Below are 25610 nucleotides of genomic sequence, written 5' to 3' on the forward strand. Positions count from 1 at the left end.
GGGAAGATTACGGGACGGGAAGATGGGAATGCGGCTGGATTGCTCCTTGTCCAGCACGATGGCCAGTAAAATTTTCGCGACGACTGGCGTTTGCGCTCTCTCGACCTTGCGAAGTCGCCTGACAAAGCCGACAAATCCGTCGTATCGGGGGTTTGCCACCTACTTTCGGCGACAACAATTCGGTTGGTCCAAACAACCCGTTGGTGGGACGTCAGCTCGCGTTGCCGAGGCCCGCCGCGCGCAGGGCTCCAACCAGCCGCTCGGTCAGATCGGGCGGATATTTCCGGTCGATGAAGGTCGCGCGCGGATCGGCGGTGAATTTCGGAAATTTGGCGGTCAGCTCGTCGAGCAGCTTGCGCGCCAGATTGTCCTGGCCGGCGATCTTGGCACCGATCAGCCGGGCTGCAAGATAGTGCGATTTGGTTGCGGTTGTTCTCAAAGAGGAACTGGCGATGGCGGCCTTGTTCGTGTCGCCAAGCATGAGTTCGCCGGCGAAAAGTCCGAAATCCCACCATGTCGGATGACCGCTGGAGGCGTCCACCGCCTGGGCCAGGATCGGCGTCCCCTCGGCATACCTGCCAGCGAAAATCAACCCATAGCCGTAAGCTGCGGCCATGGCGAGATCGTAGGGATTGAGGTCATAGGCCTTGCGCATCCAGCGCAGCGCCTCGTCAGCGTTGCCAAGACGCGAATTGATGTAGCCGTAGGAGCGATGCGCATAAGGACTGGTCGGTCCCATCTGCACGGCGCGATGGGCAAATGTCATCGCCTTCTCGATCGTGGCATCCGGCGGATAGGCGTAGTGGTCGTTCACGGCCTCCAGGTGCAGCGAGGCGAGTTCCGAATAGACCAGTGATGACTTGGTGCCGCGTTCGGCGAGGGTTTCGAGGCAGCGATAGGCGGCCTCGTGGGTCCTGGCGTTCTGGTCGAGATAATATTTGTCGTTGAGCGTCAGGCATTGCGTGAGGACGGTCTGAATACCGCTCTGTTCGAGATAGCTGTAGATCGTGCCGGAAGCGGGAAGAGCGGACGTCAAGATGCCGGCTATACGGTTCTCGACAGCGGTCGGTGCGCTGTCGGCGGCGGTCAGGTTGCGCGACAAAAGCACCCGTCCGGTCGCCACGCTCTGCAGTTCAATCGTGATTTCGCCCGTATCCGGCCCAGGCAGAATATCGAAGATGAAGCTTGTGGCATTGGTGGCCGGATCGGTCGTGGCGACCGCGTCGCGACCGATGAAGTCGATCGTATCGAAACCGCTCAGGCCGGCGCGCAGCGATGCGGCGACACGGCTGGCATCCGTGCCACTGGCCTTGACGGCGATGTAGACGAGCGGCAAGGCCTCGCTGGCGGGAGACGGCTCGATGCTGCCGGTGAGGCCTGCGGTCTCAAGCGTGGCCGCAAGGTCGCCGCCTGCCAGCAGCGCACCGCTGCCCTGACGCAGGATCAGAACACCAAGCATGGCGATGACGACGGCGATCGCCATCCAGAAGAATCTGAGGTGACGTGCCACCGACGGCGCCGGCGCAACCATCGGTGCCAGTAAGGCGGGGGCCGCAATGGCACTCTCGGCAGTGCCGCGCTGCGCCGATGGAGCCGCCGCCGCTCCCGTCTGGATGGCGAGTTCGGCCGTCTCAGGCAAGCGGATCGCATTGAGCTCGTAGGCCGGGACATAGCCGCCGCGCGGAATGGCTATGCGGACAGGCTCGGCAACACCTTCATTGGCGAAATATTGCTGCAGCAAGTCGCGCAGCCGGCCGGCCTGAACCCGCACCACCGCATCGGTCGAAGGATCGAAATCGCCGTCCTTGCCGAAGACATCCATGGCGATGGAAAAGCCCTTGAGCCTGTCGGCTTCGCCTGCCTGTTCGCGCTCGACAAGATAACGCAACAGCTTGCGTGCCCGTTCGGATCTTCCGAACGTTTCGCTGGCAAGCAGTCGCTCCAATGTTTCGCGCACTGCGGGGGCGGCAGGCGTGGCATGCTGCAAGTGTCGATCCTCTCGAAGTCGGCACAGGTTAAGGCACGGATCATATAATGCCCGCACCGCCATACAAGTATACACCCATTATGCGATCGCGTACCCCACCGGATATTTTCCCGGTGGTTAATGAGCCGCGCGCGACAGGATAGCCAGGATGCCGGAGCAATCCTTATTGAATCCCATGGATGCCAAGACCTTGTTCAGGCCCGAAGGATGGCGGCGCGAGAGCCAATCCCGGCTCTCGCGCCGACGGTAAACTATCGCGCGTTGCGGCCGACGATACGATTGGCCGCTGACGTTACCGCTTCCAGTGAGGCAGCGACGATGTTGGTGTTGATGCCGGCGCCGAACAGCTTGCCGCCGGGATATTCCATCTCGACATAGGAGATAGCCGACGCATTCGAGCCGCGCTGCATCGAATGCTCGGAATAATCGAGCACCGACATCTCGACGCCGACATGGCGTGACAGCGCATCGACGAAGCCGTCGATCGGGCCGGTGCCGGTGCCTGATATCGTCACTTCCTTGCCGTTGTCGAGGATGACCGCCTCGACCACGCGCCGGCCCTTCACCTCGGTGGCCGGGTAAGTGTGATGATCGAGGAATTTCAGGCGGGCGCCAGGCTGGTCGACATAGGTTTCGAGGAAGCGGTCATGAATACGCTTGGCCGGCACTTCCTTGCCTTCGGCGTCGGTGATCGCCTGGATAGCCTGACTGAATTCGATCTGCAGGTTGCGCGGCAAATTGAGGCCGTAATCGGCCTGCAGCACATAGGCAATGCCGCCCTTGCCCGACTGCGAGTTGATGCGGATGATGGCCTCATAGCTGCGGCCGACATCGGCCGGATCGATTGGCAGGTATGGCACTTCCCAGTGCGGTGTGTTGGCCTTCTTCAAGGCCTTCATGCCCTTGTTGATGGCGTCCTGGTGCGAGCCGGAAAAAGCAGTGTAGACGAGTTCGCCGACATAGGGGTGGCGCTCGGGAATCTTCAGCTGGTTCGAATATTCGTAGACATCCTTCATCCGGTTGATGTCGGAGCAGTCGATGCCCGGATCGACGCCTTGCGTGTACATGTTGAGCGCCAAGGTGACGATGTCGACATTGCCGGTGCGCTCGCCATTGCCGAACAGCGTGCCCTCGACGCGGTCGGCGCCAGCCATCAAGCCGAGTTCGGTGGTGGCGATGCCGGTGCCACGATCATTGTGCGGATGCAGCGAGATGATCAGGTTTTCGCGGTTGTCGAGATTGCGGCACATCCACTCGATGCGGTCGGCATAGATGTTGGGCGTCGACATCTCGACCGTCGACGGCAGGTTGATGATCAGCTTGTTGTCGGGTGTTGGCCTGACGATCTCGGTGACGGCGTTGCAGATCTCCAGAGCGACCTCGAGTTCGGTGCCGGTGAAGCTCTCCGGCGAATATTCGAAGCGATAGCCGCCGCCGGCCTTGGCAGCCATGTCGGTGATCATCTTGGCCGCGTCGGTCGCGATACGCTTGATGCCGCCGACATCTTTCTCGAAGACGACGCGACGCTGCAACTCGCTGGTCGAGTTGTAGAAATGCACGATCGGGTTGGTGGCGCCCTTCAGCGCCTCGAAGGTGCGGCTGATCAGTTCAGGCCGGCACTGCACCAGCACCTGCAACGACACATCGGCCGGCACGTTGCCTTGCTCGATGCACCAGCGCGCGAAGTCGAAATCGGTCTGCGAAGCCGAGGGGAAGCCGATCTCGATTTCCTTGAAGCCCATGTCGAGCAGCAGGCCGAACATGCGCGCCTTGCGCTCGTGGCCCATCGGATCGATCAGCGCCTGGTTGCCGTCGCGCAGGTCGACCGAGCACCAGATCGGCGCCTTGTCGATCACCTTCGAGGGCCAGGTCCGGTCGGTGAGGCCGACGGTCGGGTAGGGTTGATATTTGCGGGCTGCGTCCGGCATGCCCCGGCCAACTTGCTTGCCGGTCGCGGCCTCGCTGGCGCGGATGTCTTCTCGTGCGTTCATCGTTGTTTCTCCCGGCGGCTGGCGGGTCCACCTTTCAGGCGGATGTGGAGCCAAGCGGCGCCTTTACCAGAATTTCGTTCGCTTGATATGATTTGCCAAGGAGCATGCGCTTGCGCGGCGGTTCGACCGCCGGGCGCTCCTTCAGCGAACCCGGCGATCGCCGATAAGGCCGAGAAGAAGCAGGGTCGAGGCAAGCGCGCGCACGGTCTCGCCGGCAAAGCCGGTCTGACGGGAAGCGGTGGTGGCGCGCGTATTCATGGCCGCTCTCATACAGGAGCGGCCTGTTGGAGGCAAGCGGGCCGGCCCCCGTCGAATTTTATCTTAACGCGGATGCTCTTCCCCGCGCGCCGCAAATGCGCCAGACTTGGCTTCCGGCGGGGTGCCGTCGGCAGGGGGCGTTCATGAATTTCGTGTTCTTCTCGCCGCATTTTCCCGCCAATGGCGCCGATTTCTGCGACCGGCTGAAGAAGGCCGGTGCAACCGTGCTCGGCATTGGCGATGCGCCCTACGATGCGCTCGACGGCAAGCTGAAGCACGCGCTTTCGGAATACTATCGCGTCGCCGACATGGAGGATTACGAGCCGGTGTTCCGGGCGATAGGCCATTTCATCCACAAATGGGGCCGCATCGACCGGTTCGAATCGCTCAACGAGCACTGGCTGGAGCTGGAAGCCAACATCCGCACCGACTTCAACATCTACGGCACCAAGCTCGATTTCGTGAAGAATCTGAAGCGCAAGAGCCGCATGCGCGCCTTCTTCCGCAAGAGCGGTGTCGAGACGATCGCGCAGCGCAAATGCTCCGACCGGGCCGGCGCCATGACCTTCATTCGCCGCGTCGGCTACCCCGTGGTGGTGAAGCCGGATTCGGGCTCCGGCGCTTCGAACACGTTCAAGATCTCCAATGCGAAAGAGCTCGACCAGTTCTTCCGGGACAAGCCGGAGGACGTGACCTTCGTCATGGAGCAGTTCATCGAAGGGCTGGTGGTGACCTATGACGGATTGATCAACCGCGACGGCGAGGTGGTGCTGGCGGCCAGCCATCGCTACGACCAGAGCGTCATGGACGTGGTCAACAAGGACCGCCACATGAGCTACACCTGCTTTCCCCGGATCAGGCCTGCCGTCGAGGAGGCCGGCCGCAAGATCCTGAAAGCATTCGACGTGCGCGAGCGCTTTTTCCACATCGAACTGTTCGAGACCAGGGACGACCGCATCATCGCGCTGGAGGTCAACATGCGGCCGCCCGGCGCCTGGATGACCGACGCGATCAACTACACGTTCGACATCGATGTCTACGCGGCATGGGCGGACATGGTGGTCAAGGATGCCGTCGGCGGCCCCTATGAGGGCAAGTATTTCACCGCCTATGCCAGCCGCAAGCGCCACCTCGACTATTTGCACAGCCATGCGGACGTGCTAGCCGCCCACCGCGACAAGATCGTCCATCATCAGCCGATAGAAGAGGTTTTCAGCCGGGCCATGGGAAATTACGCCTACCAGATGCGCTCGAAGGATCAGGCTGATCTGCGCGAGGCGGTGGCCTATATCCACGCCGAAAAGGCTTGTTGAGGCATGGACATTTCCTATCACAAGGTCTTCGCCCGCAATCTCGGCCGCGACATGGAGTACAAGCGCTACGGGCATGCCGGCCGGCCGGTGGTGGTGTTCCCGACCTCGCAGGGCCGGTTCTACCAGTTCGAAGATTCCGGCGGAGCGGGGGCGCTCGCCGAGTTCATCGATACCGGCCGCATCCAGCTGTTCACCGTCGACGGCATCGATACAGAATCCTTCTTCGCCAGGGATGTCGATGCCGTGCATCGCATCGACCGGCACGAGGCCTATTTCCGCTATCTGCGCGAGGAGGCGCTGCCGGAATTCCTGGAAACCGCCGCGCAAGCCAATGGCGGACGGCGGTTGAAGCCGCTGTTCTCGGGCTGTTCGATGGGCGGCTACCATTCCTCGAACTTCGTCTTCCGGTTTCCCGAGCTCGCCAGCGGCGTCATCTCGCTGTCGGGTGTCTATTCGGCCCGCGATTTCTTCGGCAAGGCGCTCGACGGCGACATCTTCTACAATTCGCCGCTCGATTATCTGCCAGGGATCGTCGACCCGAAACTGCTGGCGCGGCTGAAGGCGCTCAGGCTGATCTTCTGCTGCGGGCAGGGCGCATGGGAAGAGCGCATGCTGGTCGAGACCCGCCAGCTGGAACAGATACTGCGCGACAAATCCATTCCGGCCTGGGTCGACTATTGGGGCGGCGACGTCAGCCATGACTGGCCGTGGTGGCACAAGCAGCTGGCTTATTTCTTCGGCCGCTGGCTGGATGACGATCTGATGCACAGGCTGGACTAAGGTGCATTGATATTCAGCTGGCCTGCGAATGGCTGACGCCTACCCCTCCTGGCAGGCCGGCAGGGGTGCGGTCTGGTGCTCCGCCGCGGATCCGCGGCGCAGACCGAGAAAGACGACGAGGGCGGTGACGATGGTGATTGCCGCCAGCACGATCAGCAGCCTGTCGAACGCCGTTTCGTAGGCCTCGACCAGCACGGCGGCGCCAGCCGCCGGCAAATGGTGCGCGGTTCCACCGACATTGCCGGTCACCAGCAATTGCGCCGCGGCGGCCGCGTCGCTGGAAGGCGCAGCGCCCCGAGCGGCGAGTTGCGCGGCGGTAAAGCCTGACAGGGTCGCCATGACGATGGCCAGCGCCACACCTTCGCAAGCGACACGGGTGGTGTTGAAGATGCCGACCGCCATCCCGGCCCGCTCCGTCGGCACGACGCTGACGGCGAGCCCGTCCATCAACCCCCAAGGCAAGGCGATGCCGACGCCGATCAGGATCAGTGGCGCGACCAGCGCAACCTCAACCGGGGGCGTCAGGCTCAGCCAGACCAGGCCGGCCGCCGCGACGAGCAGGCCGACGCCGCAGATCGTGGCCGGAGCGATCCAGCGCGCCAGCTGGCCGGCGAGCAAGGGCAGGAACAACAACGGTCCGGAGAGGCAGATCATCAATTGCCCGGCCTTGATCTCGCTCATCCCCTCGATGCCGATGAAGCGGATCGGTAAAAGTACGAGCAGGACGACGAAGCCATAGGCGGGCGCCGCCGCAAGAAACTGGACGCCGACGAAGCGAGGAAAGCGAAACAGGGTGAGATCGAGCATCGGCCGGCGCACGCGCCGCTCGGCGACGACAAACAGCACAAAGCAAAGGACGGCGACGCCGAGAAGCGTTGCCACCAGCGGGTCGGTCCAGTCGCTCTGGGGTGCCTGGAGCACGCCATAGGTCAGCGAGGCCAGCGCGAAGGTGAACGTGGTGGCGCCCGCCCAGTCGAGGCCGGTCGCATCCGGATCACGCGATTCCCTGATGGTGCGCAGGCCGAGGGTTGCCGAGGCAGCCGCGAGCGCCATCACCAGAACAAAGATCGACCGCCAGCCGAAGGCGGCGATGAGCAGGCCGGAGGCGATCGGGCCGAAGGCCAGCCCGATGCCGAAACTGGTGCCGAGAAAGGAGAAGGCGCGCAGCCGCGATGGTCCCTCGAATTCCTGGGCAAGTGCGGAGGCGCCGCCAGCGAAGGCCAAGGCACTGCCGAGCCCTTGCGCGGCCCTGAAGACGTCGAACCTGGTGATGTCGGACGCCAGCATCGCGCCGAGCGAGGCGATAATGTAGAGGGCGAGACCGACGAGGAAGATCCGCTTGCGGCCATGATTATCGGCCAGCGCTCCGGCCGCCATCAGGCTGGCGGCGAAGGTCAGCATAAAGGCGTTGGTCACCCAGTTGAGCGCGATCGGGCTGCCGCCGAGATCGGCCGCGATGCGGGAGAGCGCGACGGCCGGGCCGGTGAAGGTCAGAGGCATCGTCATAGCGGCGAGGCATACCGACAGGAGCACGAGCCATCGCTCGGCCGGGCCGGTGGTGGTCTTCAAGGTCATGGGTTTTTCCTATCTGAGCGGTCTGCGCTGGCATGCGCGCAACCGCGGCGCCGATCATGCGGACCAAGATAGGTCAGAGACAGATCAGGAATAATAGTATTAAATATCCTGATATAACGGACGGAAACGCTCGAATGGAGCAGCATGATGGATCGCCTCAGCGGCCTTCTGGCTTTCGCCCGCACCGCCGAGTTCGGCAGCTTCGTCGCCGCCGGCCGGGCGCTCGGCATCTCCGCTTCAGCGGTCGGCAAAAGCGTCGCGCGGCTCGAACAGGAACTCGGCGTGCGGCTGCTGCAGCGCTCCACGCGGCGGATCGGCCTGACGGAGGAGGGCAAGCTGTTCAACGAGCGCGTGCGGCGCATCCTCGACGACATCGACGATGCCGAGGCGATGCTGTCGCGGACAAGGGAGACGCCGCGTGGGCGGTTGCGCGTCTCCACCCCGATCGTCACCTACCATCTTTTGCTGCCGGTGCTGTCGGAGTTCATGGCCCGCTATCCCGAGATCGAGCTCGATATCGATTTCAACGACCGGATCGTCGACGTCATCGAGGAAGGCATCGACGTCGCCATCCGCAGCGGCGAGCTGCCTGATTCACGATTGGTGTCCAGACCCATTGCGCCCTTCCGCATGCTGCTGTGCGCGGCTCCCTCCTACCTCGATCGCCATGGCACTCCCGGTGTGCCGGCGGATCTCATCAGGCATTTCGGTATAAACTTCCGCTATCTCAACAGCGGCAGGCTGCTGGACTGGCCGTTCATTACCGGGAGCGCCCAACCGCTGATCCGTTCAATGTTGACCTGCAACAACATGGAAGCTTTGAAAGGCGCCACGATCGCCGGACTCGGCATCGCCTGCATGCCCGATTTCCTGGTGCGGGACGCGTTGCGCGAGGACCGGCTGCGCACCGTGCTCGACGATCATGTCGACGGCCGTGGCCAGTTCCGGATGCTATGGCCCTCCAATCGCCATCTGTCGCCAAAGGTGCGGGTTTTCGTCGATTTCCTGCCCGAACGCCTGGCAGCCGCGCGATAGCGGTGCCCTGGTGGCAGCCCTCATCATTCCCGGATGCTTCTGGCTACCAGCCGGGCAATGCTGGGGCCGACAAGCAGCACGATCAGGAAGCGCGCCGACTGCAGGGCCATGACAAAGGAGATGTCGACGTTCTGCGCGGCGGCGGCGATGATGGCGACGCTGTCCATGCCGCCAGGGCTGGTCGCCAGATAGGCGGTCAGCGGGTCGACGCCGGCGAGCCGGCTGATGAGGAAGGCAAGGCCGCCGCAAAACGCGATCAGCGCGATGATCGAAGCGATGATCTGCGGCAAAGCGCGTGCCGCGTGGCGCAGGATCGGCCTGGTGAAGTTCAGGCCGATCGCCCAGCCGACCATCGCGTAACTGACCGCCAGCAGCCATTGCGGCAATTGCATCGGCACCCCGAGGCCGAGATGGATGACTGTGCCGAAGATGAAGCTGCCGAGGAAGAAGGGCGAAGGCAGCCGGCAAAGCCTGCCCGCGAGGCCGCCGATGAGCGCCATGCCGATGGTGGCGGCGAAGGGTTGCGGATCGATCTCGGGGAACCAGATAACGGGCGGGACCTCGATGCCCGAGGTGTCGACCCACATCTTGGCGACGAGGGCTGCCGTCATCGAGACGAAGATGACGCGCAGATACTGCATGAAGGCGACAAGGCGCTGGTCGGCGCCGAAGGCGCCGGCCATCAGCACCATGGCGGTGGCGGCCCCCGGCGAAGAACCCCAGACGGCGGTGGTGCCCGGCAGGATGCGCCAGCGGCTGATCAGCCAGCCAAGCAGGCTCGAGGCCGCGACGGTGGCGATCACCACGCCGAGGAACAGCGGCCATTCCTTGTAGAAGACCGGGAAGATATCGGCCGAGATCGAAGCCGCGACGAGGCAGCCGACGACAGCCTGGGCGGCGCCGAACAGAAGCCGCGGCACACGCACCGCGGCACCATTGGTGCCGGCGACGATGGCCGCCAGCATCGGTCCGATCAGCAGCGCCGCCGGCAATGCGGCGAGCTCCAGCGCGCCGGCGAAGAGCGCGGAGATGACCAGCAGGATGAGCCACTGCCAAGGCTTGCTCAGCCGCGTCATGCGCTCGATGGCGGGTTGGTCGGAAGCTGGCTGCTCGGCCTCGGAATCCATGTTCTGGTCTTAACCCCAGACGCGAAAAATGCGAACGCAAGTGCGCGTGAAAAACATGTTTCCGCCTCGGGCGCCCGCCTTAGCCCGTTTTGGCTTCAGCCAAGCCGAAGCCGCCCACCGGATGCGTTTCCACCTGGAATTCGAAGCCGCCGATGAAGGGGCGCGCCTTGGCGATCGCCGCCTGGACTTCGGGAAGCTGCAGCGAGGCCTTGTGGCTTGCCTGATCGGTCCACACCTCGGTCACCCAGATCGCGTCGGCATCGGCCGGATCGGTGGCGATGATATAGCTCAGGCAGCCGGGCAGGGCACCGGTGCTCTCACGCAGCACGGTCATGACAGCGTCGCGTTGGCCACGCGCCGCCCGCATCTTGCCGATCAGTCCATACATGTCCTCGTCTCCCCCTGGGTTGGCGCGAAAGGAGTGTGTCCAGTATGCCGGTCGCCGGTCAAGGCATCAACTGGCCGCCATTGACCTCGATCACCTGGCCGGTGACGTAGCCGCTCAACAGGTCCGATGAGAGGAACAGATAGGCGCCGACGCAATCTTGCGCCGTGCCGGCACGGCCCTGCGGGATGGTGGCGACCATGCCCTTCATCTGCTCGTCGGTCGAATAGCGTTCGTGGAAGGGGGTGAGGATGGTGCCCGGCGCCACGGCGTTGACGCGGATGCCGAAGCCGATCAGTTCCTTGGCCATGCCGCGCGTCACGTTGGAGACGAAGGCCTTGGCCGAGCCGTAAAGGCCGGCGCCGCCGCCCGCCCCGTTGCGCGCGGCGATCGACGAGGTGTTGACGATGAAGCCGCCCTGTTTTTTCAGCCACGGGATCGCCTTGCGCGAGGCGGTCAGCACCGAGCGTGCGTTGAGGTCCATCACCGCGTCGTAATGCGCCTCGGTCTGCTCGGCGTAGGGCACGCGGCCAAGCATGCCGCCGGCATTGTTGACCAGCCCGTCGAGCCGGCCGAAATGCCGCGCGCTGTCCTCGACGACGCGTTCGACATCGGCAGGGAGAGAAAAGTCGCCTTGGACGAGGAACACCTCACCGCCGCCGTCGCGGATGGCCTGGCCGAGTTTCTCGGCGGCGTCGCGGCTGGAATTGTAGTGCAGCGCCACCTTGCATTCCTGCCCGGCATAAGCGAGCGCGAGCGCCGCGCCGATGCCGGTCGAGGCGCCGGTGACCAGCACCGCCTTGCCGGCGAGATCGGGGATGACAAGACCAAGGGCTGTCTCTGGCACTGCTGTTCCTCCGGGGGATTTCCAAGTTTCTTGGCGGGTGTTGCCACCCTTGCATTCAAGTCAGTGCCGCTTCAAGGCCTGAGATAGACATAGCCCTGGCTTTGCAGTTCGGCGAGCTTGACGACGCCACCCCTGTCGGCGGCATGGAAGCCGTCGAGCAAATCGGCGAGCGTAATATCCATGCCGTGCATGGTATTGCCGCAGGCATGCGGGTCGAGCCCTTGCTGGACAAGACCGGTAAAGCGCCCCGAAACCGCCGCCGATATGCCCTTCGACTTGAAGCCGGCAAGCGCCGGACCATGCACGACCAGCGCGATATCGACGTTGCCGCCCGTGCCCTCATAGTGGTTCTTGATGTTGCCGAGCACGAAATTGACCTTGTCGAGGTCGCTGAGGTGATAGGCGACCTTCAGCCTGGCAGGCTCGGTGCTTGCCGCCTGCACCGCCCGCAGGCCGAGAAGCGTCCCGGCTCCGGCGAGAGCCGCGTGGAACATGTCACGTCGGCGCATGGCGTGCCTCCCTGGCTTGCCGGCCCAGCGCGATTTGCGTGGCCGCGGCCGCAATACTAGCATAAATTGACGTTACGTCCTGTCGATGCGGAGAGGGGCACATGGCGTTCAGGGAATGGAAGACGTTTGCCAGCGCCGGATTTGGCGCCGCACTGCTTGGCGGACTTGTGGGTTCTGCTTTTGCCGACAATGCGCTCAAACTCACCGAACTCAGCCCCAACGGGGCGGACGCCTGTTTCGGCCGGGTCTATGACGCGGCGCACCTCAAGGCGCGTCCGAAGCAGAAGGTGACGCGGATTTTCTTCTACTACGGCCGTGATCCGGTCAGCCGTCCGAATGAGGAACCGAACGCGAATTCCGATACTTCCTACAATGGGTTCCTCACCACCACGGTGCGTGGCGCCAAGGCGCCGGAATGGGCCGGAGGCTGGTGCAATCACGAGTCCGAGGATGGCAAATCGGGCCCGATCCGTTGCGGCATGGACTGCGACCGTACCCTGGCGTCGCTGAAGGTCGACGGCAAGGGCCGGCTGATCCTGTCGGACCTGTCGTCCGACATCTACCTCGACGCCGGTTCGGAAGAAGAACTCGGCGCGGCTGAATACGACAGGCAGGCGCTTGGCAAGGAAGACGACAATTTCCGCCTCGATCCGATGCCGGCGGCGACCTGCAAGGCTGAATTCGCCCGCATCGATCCGATCGACCCGGCGCTCGGGCCGCCGCTTCGCGAGCGGGTCAAACCCGACCAGGCCTTCTGCTACGGGCGCGACTATGACGCTGCGCATATGAGTTCGCATCCCGAGCAACTGACGCAGTCGATCCGGGTGTTTCGAGGACCGGTGGAACTGGCGTCCTTCGCCTCGGGAGGCGACGCCGCGAACTGGCCCGACGGCGCCGACATCGCGGTCTCGGTCACGACGCGGTGGAAGGGGGCCAAGGTCACGCAGACTTATTCATGCCAGGGCGAGGCCGATCAATGGCGTTGTGCCGCGAGTTCGAAGACGAGCAATTTCTCCTGCGACATCGCGCAAAAGGAAATCTTCCTCAAGCGCGGCGCCAACGGCGCCATCACGCTTGCCAACCCCAACAGCAGCCTGGCGGTCGTCGACCTGTGCTCGAAGGCGGCCGACGGCAAGACGATGTCCGACGACAAGGTCTATCGGCTGGAGCCAATGCCACAATCCGCCTGCGCGCCGTAGCCCGCGTTTCGTCATCCTTGGGTCGCCGCTACGGAGCTGCGCTCCTGCTTCGCCCAAGGATGACGAAGTCGAGAAACTCCGGTTAGCTCTTTGTTTTTACGCAATTCCGGACGGAAAGCCGCTCACGGTTTCTTGGAATTGCTCTTCCAAGGTCAGCGACAGTGACCCGCCTCAGGCGAACGGCACCGCGGTCGTGCCCTTGGGCAGCTTGGCTTCGTCGTCGGGCTCGACATGGATGGTCACCCGCACCGAGGGGAGTTCGGCCTTCAGCGCGTCTTCGATGCGATCGCAGATGACATGGCTGGCGCCGACCGACATGTCGGCGTCTACGACCAGATGGAACTCGATGAAGGTGGCGCGGCCGGCGATGCGGGTCTTGAGGTCGTGCACCTCCATGGCGCCCTTGCAATTGGCCGAGATGATGTCGCGGATGCGCATGTGCTCCGCCGTGCCGACGGCCCGGTCCATCAGGCCGTTCATCGACGAGCCGATGACATGCCAGCCCTGCCACAGGATGTTGAGCGCGACGATGACGGCCAATGCCGGGTCGAGGATCTGCCAGCCGGTCAGGATCGCTCCGACCAGGCCGCCGAAGACGCCGACCGACGTCACCACATCGGTCATGATGTGATTGCCGTCAGCGACCAGCGCCGGCGATTTCTCCGCCCGGCCCGTTCGGATCAGCATCCAGGCCCAGAAGGCGTTGATGGCGGTGGCGACGCCGTTGACGGCAAGGCCCTTCCAAGGCTGTTCGAGCGGCGCCGGGGCCTGCCACGAGCGCCAGACTTCGTTCAGAATCAAAAGCGCGGCGAGTACGATCAGCACGCCTTCCAGCACGGCGGAGAAATACTCGGCCTTGTGATGGCCGAAGGGGTGATCCTGGTCGGCCGGCTTGTGGCTGACCTGGATCGCCCAGAAAGCGGCAATCGACGCGATGACGTTGACGATCGATTCCAGCGCGTCCGAATAGAGCGCGACGGAGCCGGTCACGTACCAGGCGGCGGCTTTCAGCGCGAGCACGACAAAAGCGACCACGATCGACCAGAAGGCAAGGTTGGCGACCTTGCGCTTCGCGGCCGCCCTGGCTGCGATCGCCATCGTGTTCTCGGCTTCGGCCATTGGCGTCAGGCTGCCTTTTCCTTGGCCTTTCGCGGCAAATGCGCGACGATGTTCTCGATGATGCGCATGCCGGCATTGTGGCCGAGCGTCATGATCGATTCCGGGTGGAACTGGACCGCGGCGATCGGCTCCTTGCGGTGCTCGAAGGCCATGATGACGCCGTCTTCCGTCTCGGCCGTAACCATGAAATCGTCGGGCAGGCGTACCGGATCGGCGAAGATCGAGTGGTAGCGGCCGACGGTGACTTCCTTGGGCAGGCCGGAGAAGATGATGCCCGGCTTCGAGACGCGGATACGCGACGGCTTGCCGTGCATGGGAATGTGCAACTGCCTGAGTTCTCCGCCATAGGCTTCCGCCAGTGCCTGCAGGCCGAGGCACACGCCGAAGATGGGCAGGTCGCGCGCGCGCGCCTTTTTGATGGTCGCGGCGCAGTCGAAGTCCTTCGGCGTGCCGGGTCCGGGTGACAGCACGACGAGGTCGGGCTTCAGCCGGTCGAAGACTTCCTCCGGCACCGGCGAGCGCACGGTCGAGACATTGGCGCCGGTCTGGCGGAAGTAGTTGGCCAGCGTATGGACGAAGGAATCCTCGTGGTCGACCAAAAGGATGTTGACGCCGTCGCCGACGCGCGCCGTGGTGCGCTCGGTGCTGGTCGAATTGCCCGTCTTGGCGTCGCGGATCGCGGAGAGCATGGCGGATGCCTTCAGTTCGGTTTCAGCTTCTTCTTCCTCTGGAATGCTGTCGAAGAGCAATGTAGCGCCGGCACGAACCTCGGCGATGCCGTCCTTGATGCGGATGGTGCGCAAGGTAAGGCCGGTATTCATGTCGCCGTTGAAGTTGACCATGCCGATCGCGCCGCCATACCAGGCGCGCGGGCTTTTCTCGTTCTGCTCGATGAAGCGCATGGCCCACAGTTTCGGTGCGCCGGTGACGGTCACCGCCCAGGCGTGCGAGAGAAACGCGTCGAAAGCGTCCATGCCTTCACGCAAGCGGCCCTCGATGTGGTCGACCGTGTGGATCAGGCGCGAATACATCTCTATCTGGCGGCGGCCGATGACGCGTACAGAACCCGGCTCGCAGACCCTGGACTTGTCGTTGCGATCGACGTCCGAGCACATTGTGAGCTCGGATTCGTCCTTCTTCGAATTGAGCAGCTTCAGGATCTGCTCGCTATCGGAAATGGCGTCGTCGCCGCGTTTGATGGTGCCGGAGATCGGACAGGTCTCGACGCGGCGGCCGTTGACGCGCACGAACATCTCCGGCGACGCACCGATCAGGTATTCGTTCTCGCCCAGGTTGATGAAGAAGGAATAGGGCGACGGGTTGATGGACTTCAGCTTGCGCGAAATCTCGGAGGGCTGGGTCTCGCAGCGCTCGTAGAACATCTGACCGGGGACGACCTCGAACAGGTCGCCACGCTTGAACGAGTCCATCGCGCGGCGCACCAGATTGGCGTATTCGCCGGGCTCATGGTCGCCGCGTGGCGGGATACGGTCGGCGGTCCTGAACGGCTCGGCGATTTGGTCGCGTGGCAGGCCTTCGGTCGAAAAACCTTCGCCCGCATAGTCGTAACGGTCGGTCCAGGCCTTGGCCGAGTAGTGGTCGACGACCAGGATCTCGTCGGGCAGGAACAACACCAGGTCGCGCTGGCTTTGCTTGCGCACGAGCGTGTGGTCGACCGGGTCGAACTGGAAGGCAAGGTCGTAGCCGAAGGCGCCGTAGAGACCAAGATTGGCGTCTTCCGCCGTCTTGAACAGCGCGGTGATGGCGCGCAGCACAGTGAAGACCGAGGGAACGCGGCTGCGTTCCTCCTCGGTGAAGACACGGCCGGGTTTGGCGACATCGAGGCGGATCAGCTTTTTCGAGGTCTCGGCGATCGTGACCTCGGCGAGGCCGCCCAGTGTCCTGCCGATGACCGGCAACAGCGCCTCGCCACGGCCGTTCAGCGCCTCGATACGCATGGCGCGGCCGCGTGCCGAGATGACCAGCGGCGGATCGATGATGGCCGTATCCCAGCGCGTGTAGCGGCCGGGATATTCGTAGTTCGAGGAAAATACCGCGCCCCGGCGCGAGTTCAGTCCCTCGACATAAGTGTCGATCGCGCCTTCATAGGGGCGGTCGTGGCGCTCGCGGGTGATGGTGATGCCACCCGCCGTCGCGAAGCTTTCAGCGCCGTTTTCCAGAACCTTCAACGTCATTGCCGTCTCCATCAGCTACTTGGGCAACGGACCCGGGAATGGCTTTAAAAAACAAATGGCCGCCCGGACATTCCGTTGCGGCCACCCTCTATTTTCACGCGCACGCGTTCGAACAGGCCGCTGTCAGCAGGCCCACCACCAAATGGTCTTGATCGAACGCATGTTCATGGCGATTCCCTTAGCGGCGATTGGGCGGCCGCGCAACTGGATTCGACGCAGGCTCAATCCTCCAGCGTGCCCGACCTCGCATCGGCGCTCTTCCTGTCGCCAACCAGTTTCAACAGGTCTTCGCCGGAGCGGATGATGCGGCGCGAGCGGCGGGTCAGGATGATGCCGTCCTGCGGCGCGAACACTTCCGTGCGGCCATCGGCCTCGCCTGGCGCGTGAACGATGGTAGCGAGCCGCGCGCCCCTGGTGACGCGGTCGCCGGGTTTGACGTCGTAGAGGACCGCACCGCCACGGGGCGCCGGCATCATGTCGATATTTTCCAGAGGTGCCGCGACGCCCTTGAAGGGGCCGGGCGCGGGCAGGGCGGTGTCGGATATCACGCCGCGCGCCACCAGCAGCCGGTAGAGGCCTTCGGCGTCGGACTTGGCCAGCGCGCCGTCGACATCGAGAATGCCGCGATATTCGACAGTGGTGGCGACGCGCCTGTCGAACTTCGCCACATCGGCCGATGCGTTCTGGTAGGGCATGATCGAAGCGCCCTCGAAGGTGCCGTCGGTGTCCTCGCTCCAAAGCACCACGGCATCGACGCCCATGGCGGCGGCGCAATCGGCCATCTCAGGCCACAGGCTGGTGTGGACGTAGAGATAGGCAAGACCCTCATCGTCGCAGTGCAGGTCGAGCACGATGTCATGGCCGAGCGAAAGCTGCACCAGGCGCGACTTCAGCCGCTGGTCGGCGCCGCCAAAGGTGGCGTCCGGCAAGAGCCTGGCGTCGGGCGCGGCCAGCAGCGGAAAGCCGCGGTTGAAGTTGGTGCGGGTGCCGAGATGAAAGCGACCCTGGTGCTCGCCGAAATGGTATTGCGCGCGGCCGATCGGGTTGGCCCAGGGCACGATGGTGATGTTGCCCCTGATGCGACCCTCGGCCTCGGCCTTGTTCAGCATCGGCATCAATGCATCGATGGCGACGACGCCAGGCAATTCGCCGGCATGGAGCGCTGCCTGCAGGTAGGCCGAAGGTGCTGTCTTGTCGGCGCCGGCCAAGCGGAGCACCGGGAATTCGTAGGAAACGCCGTCGCTGTCGCCGGCGATGCGTTCGATCGATTTCTGCATGACGTTCTCCATGAAAGCGAGAAGACATGCCCATTGGAAGGTACCGATGTCGATTGGTCCAGCCCGCCGCGCTATGGGCGCAAGGGCCTATTCCGCGGCAGCGTGAAGCGTGACAGGCGCGCGCCTGTCCAGCGCCGCCGACAGCACCGCAACGGCGACCGCCAGCAGGGCTAGCACCGCGCCGACCAGTGGCAAACCGGCATAGGAAACGCCTGATGACAGCGCCACGCCGCCGATCCATGCGCCGCCGGCATTGCCGACATTGAAGGCGCCTTGATTGAGCGTGGCTGCAAGGTTCGGTCCTTCGGAAGCCGCCTCGACGACCCGGATCTGCAGAGGTGGCACGACGACGAAGATGAGCAGGCCCCAGAGGAAGACGATGCCGATGGCAACGCTGGCGATCGTGCCGAACTGCATGAAGCCGACGAACAGCAGGGCCATCAGCAGCAAGGTGGCGATCACTGTCGGCATCAGTTTCCAGTCGGCAAGCCTGCCGCCGATGATGTTGCCGATGGTCATGCCGGCGCCGAACAGCAAAAGCACCCAGGTGACCGCCGCGGTCGACAGGCCCGACACGCCGGTGAGGTATGGCTTTATGTATGTGAAAACGGCGAACAGGCTGGCCGAGGTCAGCGCCGCGATCAGCATCGCCAGCCACACCTGCAGCTTGCCGAGCACACGGACTTCGGCGCGCAGACCGCCGCCGCTCGGTTCCGTGACGTCGGACGGCACCAGCCAGGCGATGGCCGCGACCGAGATCAGGCCGATGCCGACCACGGCCAGAAAGGTGGCCCGCCAGCCGAAGGCTTCGCCGAGTGCGGTGCCGGCGGGAACCCCGAGGATGTTGGCGAGCGTCAGGCCCGCGAACATCAGCGCGATGGCGCTGGCGCGCTTGTTGCGCGGCACAAGGCTTGCCGCGACGACCGAGCCGATGCCGAAGAAGGCGCCATGGCCGAAAGCGGTGAAGACGCGCGCCGCCATCAGCAGCCAGTAATTGGGCGCGATGGCGCAGAAGAGGTTGCCGACGACGAACAGGGCCGCAAGTCCCACCAGCACGGGCCTGCGCGGCAAATGCGCGGTGGCCATGGCCACGACAGGCGCGCCGAAGACGACTCCCAGCGCATAGCCGGTGACCAGCAGGCCGGCGGCGGGGATCGTCACGCCGAGATCGGCAGCGACCTCGGGCAGCAGGCCCATGATGACGAATTCGGTGGTGCCGATGCAGAAGGACGCAATGGCAAGCGCAAGGATCGGCAAAGGCATGGGAGGTCCAGACTGAATCGGTTCAATTTCAGACTGCGCGAGGATCCCTGCCGGGCGCAACAGACATTGCCGCAATGCAGCAATGCAGAAAGCATGGAGCGGACGTCTCCTCTTCTAACGGCCCGACGCAGACCGATCCTTCAAGGGCCGAAACGATGTCGCTTCGTGCCCGACACGATATCTTGAAGCCGGCGCGGCCCCAGCAATAAATGCGTGATGACGACCGTGAAATCGCGGAGCCTTCGGCAAGGCACAGGCGACGATTGAAGGGGCAGCGGCTGACAGTCTCACGCCAGCGGCTTCAGCTCCTGGGCGATGGTGGGCAGCAGCTCCGAGACGGTGGGATGGATGTGCACGGCGCGCGCCAGTGTGTCGACCGGCGCCTTGGCGTACATCAGGTCGAGCACGCAATGCACCGCCTCGTCACCGCCGGGACCGAGCACCGAGCAGCCGAGGATCTCCCTGGTGTCGGCATCGACGAGGATCTTCATGAAACCCTGCGTCTCGCCCTTTTCGATGGCGCGGCCGACACGGGTCATCGGCCGCTGGCCGACCAGGGCGCGACGTCCGGATTTCCTCACCGCCGTCTCGGTCATGCCGCAACGGCCGAGCGGCGGATCGATGTAGAGCGCGTACGCCTCGATGCGGTCGCTGATCCTGCGCGGATCCTTGTCGAGCAGATTGGCGGCGACGATCTCATAGTCGTTGTAGGAGGTGTGGGTGAAGGCGCCCTTGCCGTTGCAGTCGCCCATCGCCCAGATGCCTGGCACGCTGGTACGCAGCTGGTCGTCGACGACAACCGCGCCGCGTCCGTCGACCTCGACGCCCGCCTTGTCGAGGCCGAGATCGTCGGTATTGAGCGTTCGGCCCAGCGCCAGCAGCACATGCGAGCCGACCGCGGGCGGCTGGCCCGTGGAGAAACTCACGGCAATGTCCCCGCCCTGCTTGGCGAAGCCGATGTCATCGGCGCCGACATGGACCGCGATCCCTTCGTTTTCGAGGATCGACAGGATGGCGGCCGAGACGTCCTCGTCCTCGCGGCCGGTGAGGCGCGGGCTCTTTTCGATGACGGTGACTTCCGAACCGAAGCGGCGGAACATCTGCGCGAATTCGAGCGAGATGTAGCTGCCGCCGACGACGATCAGGTGGCGCGGCAAAACGTCGAGATCCATCATCGACGAGTTGGTCAGATAGTCGATGTCGTGGGTGCCGGGCAGGTCCGGCACCGAGGCGCGGCCGCCGGTGTTGAGAAAGATCTTCTCCGCGGTCAACAGGTCGTCGCCGACGCGCACCGTGTTGGCGGATTCGAAGCGTGCATGGCCGCGATAGAGCGTGCAGCGCTCCATTCCGGCGATCCAGGTCTCCAGATTGCCACGGGCGTCGTTGGTTACCTTGTCCTTGCGCGCCTTGATCCTGCTATAATCGACCCCGACGGAGCCGGGGAACGTCACGCCATAGTCGGCAGCGCGCCGCGCCAGATGGGCGGCATAGGCGCTGGCGACCATGGTCTTGGTCGGCATGCAGCCGGTGTTGACACAGGTGCCGCCGACCAGCTTGCGCTCGATCAGCGCCACGCTCATACCGGCTGCCGCCAGGCGGCCCGCCAGGGGCGACCCCGCCTGGCCAGCGCCGATGATGATGGCGTCGAAGGTCCTTGCGTTCAAGGTCTGGGCCGTCATGCCACCGCCGCCACGATCAGCAGGCCGCCGATGATCGCCACCGCATCCTCGATGAAGGCCGCGGGCGGATCCTTGCCGAAAACGGCCGCCAGCCGGCCGCGCGCTTCGGCACCACCCAGGGTGCCGATGACCGCGCCGATCGCTCCGGCGATCAGGCACACGATGGTGGCGCCGCTGGTCGCGCCGATCACCGCGCCGCTGAACGCGCCGAGCAGAATGCGGGCGCCGAACTGCTGCGGCACCTTGCGGCTTGGCGTCGACGGCAGCTGGTCGGTGACCAGTTCGACTATGGCCAGGACGGTGAAGATGCCGACAGCCGCCCAATGGCCCATGAAGCTCGCCCAGGTGCCGGCAACCGGCAGCCAGCTGAGATAGGCGCCCCAGGCAACGGCGGCAGGTGCCGTCATGGCGCGCAGGCCGGCAATGACGCCGATCAGGAGTGCAAGAATGTAGAGCATGGTCGATCCCCCTCGATCCCGGGCCGGTACAGCCTTGAAACGGCAAGCTACCATAGGCCGGATATTTGGCTAGGCCGCAGACTCACAAGCGCACAGCCACGGCGGATCGAGGCAAGTCAGTTGGCTGATGGAGCGTTGATCGCAAATTGCGCGGCGAAAGCCCTGATATAAGCGGGCCGAGCTTCCCCGCGCGCCACATAGGCGGCCAGGTTTTGGTATTCATCCAGAATGCCTGACATTCTCAGTCGCAGCAGCACTGACACCATCAATAGATCGCCGGCGCTGAACGCATCATCGAGCCAGTCCGCGACGCCCAAATGCGTCGAGAGACAGTCCAGCCGGGCGCGAACACGGTCCTTTACCAGCGGCAAGCGCGCCTCGCTCCAGGGCTTGTCCGCTTCGAAAATTCTTGCCGTGGTCAATTCGAGGATCGGCGGCTCGATGGTGTTCAGCGCGGCAAACATCCACGTGATCGCTCGCGCGCGGGCGTTGCGCTCCTTCGGCAGCAGGCCCGCATGCTGCTCGGCAAGATGAAAGACGATCGAGCCGGTCTCGAACAGCGAGAGAGAACCGTCCTCATAGGTAGGGATCTGGCCGAAAGGATGGATGGCCAGATGATCAGGCGCCTTCATGCCCGCGAAGGAAACAAAACGAACCGCGTAAGGCTGCCCCACTTCTTCCAGCGCCCAGCGAACACGCGTATCGCGGGCCAGTCCCTTGCCGCCATCGGGTGATCGTTCAAACGCCGTGATCGTGATTGTCATCGCATTTGTTCCTTGCCTGGGCGAATTTCTTCGGCTTCCTACCGAGGACGAATGAGCTTCCCGGAAATCGACATCGGTCCTGAACTATTTCATTGCCGGAGCAGATCGCGAATGGCCGCCAATCAGCAAGGCCGCGCATCCTGGTTTACGGATTTCACGTCAGTCCTCGCCTTGGCGCTGTTCGCAGTGATGTAAAAAAAACGGAGGCACTGCCATGGTTCAGAGCGAACGCGCGAAAATGGCTGATGGTGAATGGTATACGTGCCTGGATGACGATCTTGGCGCGTTGCGCGGCTTGGCCGGGATGCGGTGTTCGAGCACAATACGCTGCCGCCTCGCCGACGCGGGAACCTCGGGCCGGCCCTGCGGACACTGCTGGGCGGCGTGGGCGAGGGTGCCCGCATCGAGGCGCCGTTCCATTGCGCCTACGGCTTCAACATCTTTCTCGGCGCCGGCACCTTCCTCAATGCCGGCTGCGCCATTCTTGACACCGCGCCGGTGCGCCTCGGCAAGGGGACGCTGCTTGGCCCCAATGTGCAGATCTATTGCGCCGAGCACCATAAGGAGGCGGCAAGGCGCCAGGCGGGGCTGGAGATCGCCAGGCCGGTCACGATCGGTGACAATGCCTGGATCGGCGGCAGCGCGGTCATCCTTGGCGGCGTCAGCATCGGCGAGGGCGCCATCGTCGGCGCCGGGGCGGTGGTGACGCGCGACGTGGCGGCGCACACGACCGTGGTCGGCAACCCGGCGCGGGTGGTCAGGCGGGGCTGACACTACGCGGCGGGAACCTGATCGTCGCTTCAAAACCGTCCCGTCGGCCGGATGCCGGTGAGGTCAGGACAAGCGTCGCATCGATCTGCTGCAGGATTTTGGTGACGATCGCCAGTCCCAGGCCTGATCCTTCGGCACGCGTCCCACCGCGTTCGAACCGTTTGACCAGACCGCCGGAAGCTGACGCCACCGGACCTTGGTTGATCACGCTGAGCCGGGCATCGTCAGTGATGCGAACGACAACCTCGCCGCCCTCGGCGCCATGCCGCAAGGCGTTCTCGATGAGGTTGCGCAGGATAATGGCCAATGCATCCGTATCGATCGCGGCCAACGCCTTGCCTTGGTCGGACGCTTCAAGACGAAGCCGACCCCTGTTCTGGCCGTGCTGCTCGAAGTCGGCGACCACCAATGCGGCGACCGCGGCGAGATCGGCTGGCTTGCCGGCGATCGCTACTCCGGCGTCGGCGCGCGCCAGCTGCATCAGCTTTTCGGACAGGCCGGCGAGGTCGGACAGAGCCGCCTTGATCTGGCGCGGGCGTTTTCTTGCCGCCTCGTCGGATGTTTCCGCGATCAGGCGCTCCGTTTGTGCCAACGCCCCAGCGATTGGTGTGCGCAATTCATGCGCGGCGTTCGCCGTGAACTCCTTTTCAGCATCGAGCGCCATATGCAGGCGCCGCATCAGGCTGTTGACCGACTTGGCGATGGCGGCAAGTTCGGAGGGCAGGTCCTCGGTGCGGATCGGAGCAAGGTTGTCGCCGTGGCGGGCGCTGATTTCGCCGCGCAGTGTCGCGATCGGCCTCAGGAAACGCGTCAGGGTCAGCCACGCGACAAGTGCGCTCAACGGGATGAGAATGGCCATCGGTATGAGGAAGCCGGTGGCGGCTTCGAGCGTTTCCTCATTGCGCCGTGAATCGAGCTCGGCGACCTGGATGAGTATTGTGCCGCTGACCGCGGGCTCGGTGTAGATGCGCCATCCGGCTGCCTCCGAGAAGCCCTGCGCGAGCTCAGCCGTGAGCGGCTCCGCGGGAGCGTCATGGGAATGCATGAGAACGCGGCCGCCGGCGTCCCGCACCTGGAAGATGAGGCGGCCGCCTTCGTCGTCCGAAACAGCCTCCCCCAGCCTGCGCGGCGATTGCGATGCCTCGCGCCCGAACATATCGTCGATGACCAGCGGCAGCAGTCTGCGGGCTGCCTCCTGCATCGAATTGTCCATGGCTTCATTGATTTCGCGGTGCAGCGTGATGCTTCCGGTGCCAGCGGCGACCAGGCCAACAGCGACCGTGACGAGGATCAGCGACGACACGAGGCGACCGGCAAGGCTGCTGAAGACCTTCATGGGAGTGCAAGGCGGTAGCCCAACCCCCTCACGGTTGTAAGGACCTGGCGCCCGATCTTCTTGCGCAAGCGGCTGACATAGACTTCGACAGTGTTGCTTTCGATCTCCGCGCCGAAGGCATAGAGCGCCTCCTCGATCTGGTTCTTGCCGACTGTCATGCCGGGCCGGCGCAGGAACTGCTCCAGCACCGCCCATTCGCGCGATGTCAGCATGGCCTCCGTGCCGTCGATGGTAACGCGGCGCGCGGCCTGGTCGATTTCGACGGCTCCGAGCCGGATCAAAGGGTTGGGGTTTCCGGCATAGCGGCGCGCGACAGCGGCAAGGCGTGCAGACAACTCGCTGAGATCGAAGGGCTTGACCAGATAGTCGTCCGCCCCGGAATTCAGCCCCGCTATGCGGTCTGAGAGCTGGTCGCGCGCGGTCAGGATGATGACCGGCGTATCGGTGCCTTCACGACGCAGCGTTTTAAGGAATTCGAGACCCTTGCCGTCGGGCAGATGCAGGTCAAGCAGGAGGAGCACATAGGAAACTACACGGAGGTGATCGCAGGCACCGCCAAGCGTCGTGCTCCAGTCCACGGCGTGGCCGTCGGCAGCGATATGATCGCGCACCGCTTCGCCCAGCACCGGATCATCTTCGATCAACAGAACGCGCACTTCGCCTCCGTGTCGCTGCAACACGCGCCTTCATGCGGCACGAGGCTGACAGGAAGCTGAATGAAAGCCAACTGAGGCTTTTGCACGATGCGATGCGTGTTCAGGCTGCTGTCAGGTTTCGCGGCCAAGGTCCTCGACATCGGAATCGGCCGATGGAGAAAATAAGATGAAGACCTTGATCCTGACCGCGCTGGTTATGGCTTTTGCCAGACCGGCCTTCGCCGCCGACAAATGCGATGTGCCGACCGGCCAGTGGCAGCCGCGCGAAGCCTTGCAGAAGAAGCTCGAAAGCGAAGGCTGGAAGGTTCGCAGCATCAAGACGGAACACGGCTGCTATGAAGCCAAGGCGCTTGACGCCAATGGCAAGAAGCTGGAAGCCGTCTTCAATCCCAAGACGCTGGAGTCGGTCGGTGCCGATTCCGATGACGGTTGACGGCCATGAACGCCACTGTTTCGACACGAGAAACCTCGGTCGAGTCGACACGAGAAACCTCGGCCGAGTCGACACGAGAGGCCCCGGTCGAGGTCTGGAGCCCCTACGTCCGCCTCTTTCACTGGTCGCTGGTCCTTTGCGTCGCGGTGGCGTGGCTTTCTTCAGGCGAAATCATGAAGGTGCATGAACTGGCCGGCTACAGTGCCGGGGTTCTGATTGCCTCGCGTTTGATCGCCGGTCTGGCGGGGTCGGGATACACGCGCTTCCGTCAGTTTGTGCGTGGACCGCGCGTGGTGAGTTCTTATCTCGCCGACGTGGCGCATGGCGATGAAAAACGCTATCTCGGCCACAACCCCGCCGGCGGTGCCATGGTGCTGGCGCTTCTGGCTTGCGTGGCAGGAATTGCGCTCACCGGCTGGATGCAGACCACCGATGCCTGGTGGGGCGTGGCCTGGGTCGAGGATACGCACAAGATCCTGGGCAATGGTGTACTGGTGCTGATTGGACTTCATGTCGGCGGCGTGCTGCTCGCCAGTCTGCGTCATCATGAAAATCTGGTTCGCGCCATGATCACCGGCCGTAAACGCGCGGCCTCGCCGCAAGACGTTGGCTGACCGCGGAGAGCGGAAATGCAAGGGCACCGCAGCGACGCG

General features: G+C 64.0%; 22 protein-coding genes and 1 pseudogene. 7 read left to right on the forward strand and 16 right to left on the reverse strand.

What is annotated here, in order from left to right; all coding sequences use genetic code 11:
- Positions 1-211: 211 nt before the first annotated feature.
- Together FJW04_RS08740 and leuA are read right to left on the reverse strand one after the other, a co-directional pair.
- A complete protein-coding gene (locus tag FJW04_RS08740) occupies positions 212-1987 on the reverse strand; it encodes a hypothetical protein (RefSeq protein ID WP_140713568.1) in 1776 nt (591 codons plus the stop codon).
- A gap of 251 nt (positions 1988-2238) precedes the next feature.
- On the reverse strand, positions 2239-3978 hold the full coding sequence (leuA, locus tag FJW04_RS08745) for a 2-isopropylmalate synthase (RefSeq protein WP_140665185.1): 1740 nt from the start codon (positions 3976-3978) through the stop codon (positions 2239-2241).
- Positions 3979-4379: 401 nt separating this feature from the next.
- Here leuA and FJW04_RS08755 point away from each other — a divergent pair, with 401 nt between their 5' ends.
- The gene (locus tag FJW04_RS08755) at positions 4380-5549 is read left to right on the forward strand and encodes an ATP-grasp domain-containing protein (protein WP_140713570.1); all 1170 of its coding nucleotides are present in this window, start codon (positions 4380-4382) and stop codon (positions 5547-5549) included.
- Positions 5550-5552: 3 nt separating this feature from the next.
- On the forward strand, positions 5553-6329 hold the full coding sequence (locus FJW04_RS08760) for an alpha/beta hydrolase-fold protein (protein WP_015316013.1): 777 nt from the start codon (positions 5553-5555) through the stop codon (positions 6327-6329).
- A 39-nt stretch (positions 6330-6368) separates the two neighbouring features.
- Here the strand turns inward: FJW04_RS08760 and FJW04_RS08765 are convergent, their stop codons facing one another.
- Positions 6369-7904 (reverse strand): MFS transporter, encoded by a 1536-nt coding sequence (locus tag FJW04_RS08765; protein ID WP_140713572.1) that lies wholly within the window; start codon positions 7902-7904, stop codon positions 6369-6371.
- 147 nt (positions 7905-8051) lie between these two features.
- Here FJW04_RS08765 and FJW04_RS08770 point away from each other — a divergent pair, with 147 nt between their 5' ends.
- Complete coding sequence (locus FJW04_RS08770) at positions 8052-8939, forward strand: LysR family transcriptional regulator (protein WP_140665177.1); 888 nt, start codon at positions 8052-8054, stop codon at positions 8937-8939.
- A 23-nt stretch (positions 8940-8962) separates the two neighbouring features.
- Here the strand turns inward: FJW04_RS08770 and FJW04_RS08775 are convergent, their stop codons facing one another.
- From FJW04_RS08775 to FJW04_RS08790, 4 genes are all read right to left on the reverse strand, one after another.
- Entirely contained in the window at positions 8963-10066 is a 1104-nt protein-coding gene (locus FJW04_RS08775; protein WP_140713574.1) for an AbrB family transcriptional regulator, read from the reverse strand.
- 79 nt (positions 10067-10145) lie between these two features.
- Positions 10146-10454 (reverse strand): putative quinol monooxygenase, encoded by a 309-nt coding sequence (locus FJW04_RS08780; RefSeq protein WP_023770344.1) that lies wholly within the window; start codon positions 10452-10454, stop codon positions 10146-10148.
- Between the two features lie 58 nt (positions 10455-10512).
- Positions 10513-11298: an SDR family oxidoreductase gene (locus FJW04_RS08785; RefSeq protein ID WP_140713576.1), complete on the reverse strand. Its 786-nt coding sequence runs from the start codon at positions 11296-11298 to the stop codon at positions 10513-10515.
- Between the two features lie 71 nt (positions 11299-11369).
- Positions 11370-11807 (reverse strand): DsrE family protein, encoded by a 438-nt coding sequence (locus FJW04_RS08790; protein WP_140713578.1) that lies wholly within the window; start codon positions 11805-11807, stop codon positions 11370-11372.
- A 101-nt stretch (positions 11808-11908) separates the two neighbouring features.
- Between FJW04_RS08790 and FJW04_RS08795 the strand changes: the two genes are divergently transcribed.
- Complete coding sequence (locus tag FJW04_RS08795) at positions 11909-13006, forward strand: hypothetical protein (protein WP_140713580.1); 1098 nt, start codon at positions 11909-11911, stop codon at positions 13004-13006.
- Between the two features lie 171 nt (positions 13007-13177).
- Here the strand turns inward: FJW04_RS08795 and FJW04_RS08800 are convergent, their stop codons facing one another.
- From FJW04_RS08800 to FJW04_RS08830, 7 genes are all read right to left on the reverse strand, one after another.
- Positions 13178-14125, reverse strand: coding sequence for a cation diffusion facilitator family transporter (locus FJW04_RS08800; protein ID WP_140713582.1), 948 nt, complete (start codon positions 14123-14125; stop codon positions 13178-13180).
- A gap of 5 nt (positions 14126-14130) precedes the next feature.
- Positions 14131-16320 (reverse strand): anthranilate synthase, encoded by a 2190-nt coding sequence (locus FJW04_RS08805; protein ID WP_015316024.1) that lies wholly within the window; start codon positions 16318-16320, stop codon positions 14131-14133.
- Positions 16321-16541: 221 nt separating this feature from the next.
- Complete coding sequence (locus FJW04_RS08810; RefSeq protein ID WP_140713584.1) at positions 16542-17597, reverse strand: succinylglutamate desuccinylase/aspartoacylase family protein; 1056 nt, start codon at positions 17595-17597, stop codon at positions 16542-16544.
- An 87-nt stretch (positions 17598-17684) separates the two neighbouring features.
- Positions 17685-18860, reverse strand: coding sequence for an MFS transporter (locus FJW04_RS08815; protein WP_140713586.1), 1176 nt, complete (start codon positions 18858-18860; stop codon positions 17685-17687).
- Between the two features lie 287 nt (positions 18861-19147).
- Complete coding sequence (locus FJW04_RS08820) at positions 19148-20524, reverse strand: FAD-containing oxidoreductase (protein ID WP_140713902.1); 1377 nt, start codon at positions 20522-20524, stop codon at positions 19148-19150.
- Between the two features lie 11 nt (positions 20525-20535).
- Complete coding sequence (locus FJW04_RS08825; protein ID WP_140713588.1) at positions 20536-20997, reverse strand: DUF4126 domain-containing protein; 462 nt, start codon at positions 20995-20997, stop codon at positions 20536-20538.
- A 116-nt stretch (positions 20998-21113) separates the two neighbouring features.
- Positions 21114-21761 carry a glutathione S-transferase family protein gene (locus tag FJW04_RS08830; RefSeq protein ID WP_140713590.1) on the reverse strand — a complete coding sequence of 216 codons (648 nt, stop codon included), beginning with the start codon at positions 21759-21761 and terminating at the stop codon, positions 21114-21116.
- Positions 21762-21975: 214 nt separating this feature from the next.
- Between FJW04_RS08830 and FJW04_RS08835 the strand changes: the two are divergent.
- A pseudogene (locus tag FJW04_RS08835) lies at positions 21976-22532 on the forward strand (sugar O-acetyltransferase).
- On the opposite strand, the gene FJW04_RS08840 reads toward FJW04_RS08835, so the two are convergent.
- On the reverse strand, positions 22519-23868 hold the full coding sequence (locus tag FJW04_RS08840; RefSeq protein ID WP_140713592.1) for an ATP-binding protein: 1350 nt from the start codon (positions 23866-23868) through the stop codon (positions 22519-22521). The pseudogene FJW04_RS08835 and the gene FJW04_RS08840 overlap by 14 nt on opposite strands.
- Positions 23865-24524 (reverse strand): response regulator, encoded by a 660-nt coding sequence (locus FJW04_RS08845; RefSeq protein ID WP_140665149.1) that lies wholly within the window; start codon positions 24522-24524, stop codon positions 23865-23867. The genes FJW04_RS08840 and FJW04_RS08845 overlap by 4 nt, the downstream gene beginning before the upstream one ends.
- 166 nt (positions 24525-24690) lie before the next feature.
- Here FJW04_RS08845 and FJW04_RS08850 point away from each other — a divergent pair, with 166 nt between their 5' ends.
- Together FJW04_RS08850 and FJW04_RS08855 are read left to right on the forward strand one after the other, a co-directional pair.
- On the forward strand, positions 24691-24957 hold the full coding sequence (locus FJW04_RS08850; RefSeq protein WP_140665146.1) for a PepSY domain-containing protein: 267 nt from the start codon (positions 24691-24693) through the stop codon (positions 24955-24957).
- 5 nt (positions 24958-24962) lie between these two features.
- Positions 24963-25571, forward strand: a complete 609-nt coding sequence (locus tag FJW04_RS08855; protein WP_140713904.1) for a cytochrome b/b6 domain-containing protein — start codon at positions 24963-24965, stop codon at positions 25569-25571.
- Positions 25572-25610: the final 39 nt, after the last annotated feature.

It is taken from the genome of Mesorhizobium sp. B2-7-3 (assembly GCF_006440715.1).
GTDB lineage: Bacteria > Pseudomonadota > Alphaproteobacteria > Rhizobiales > Rhizobiaceae > Mesorhizobium > Mesorhizobium australicum.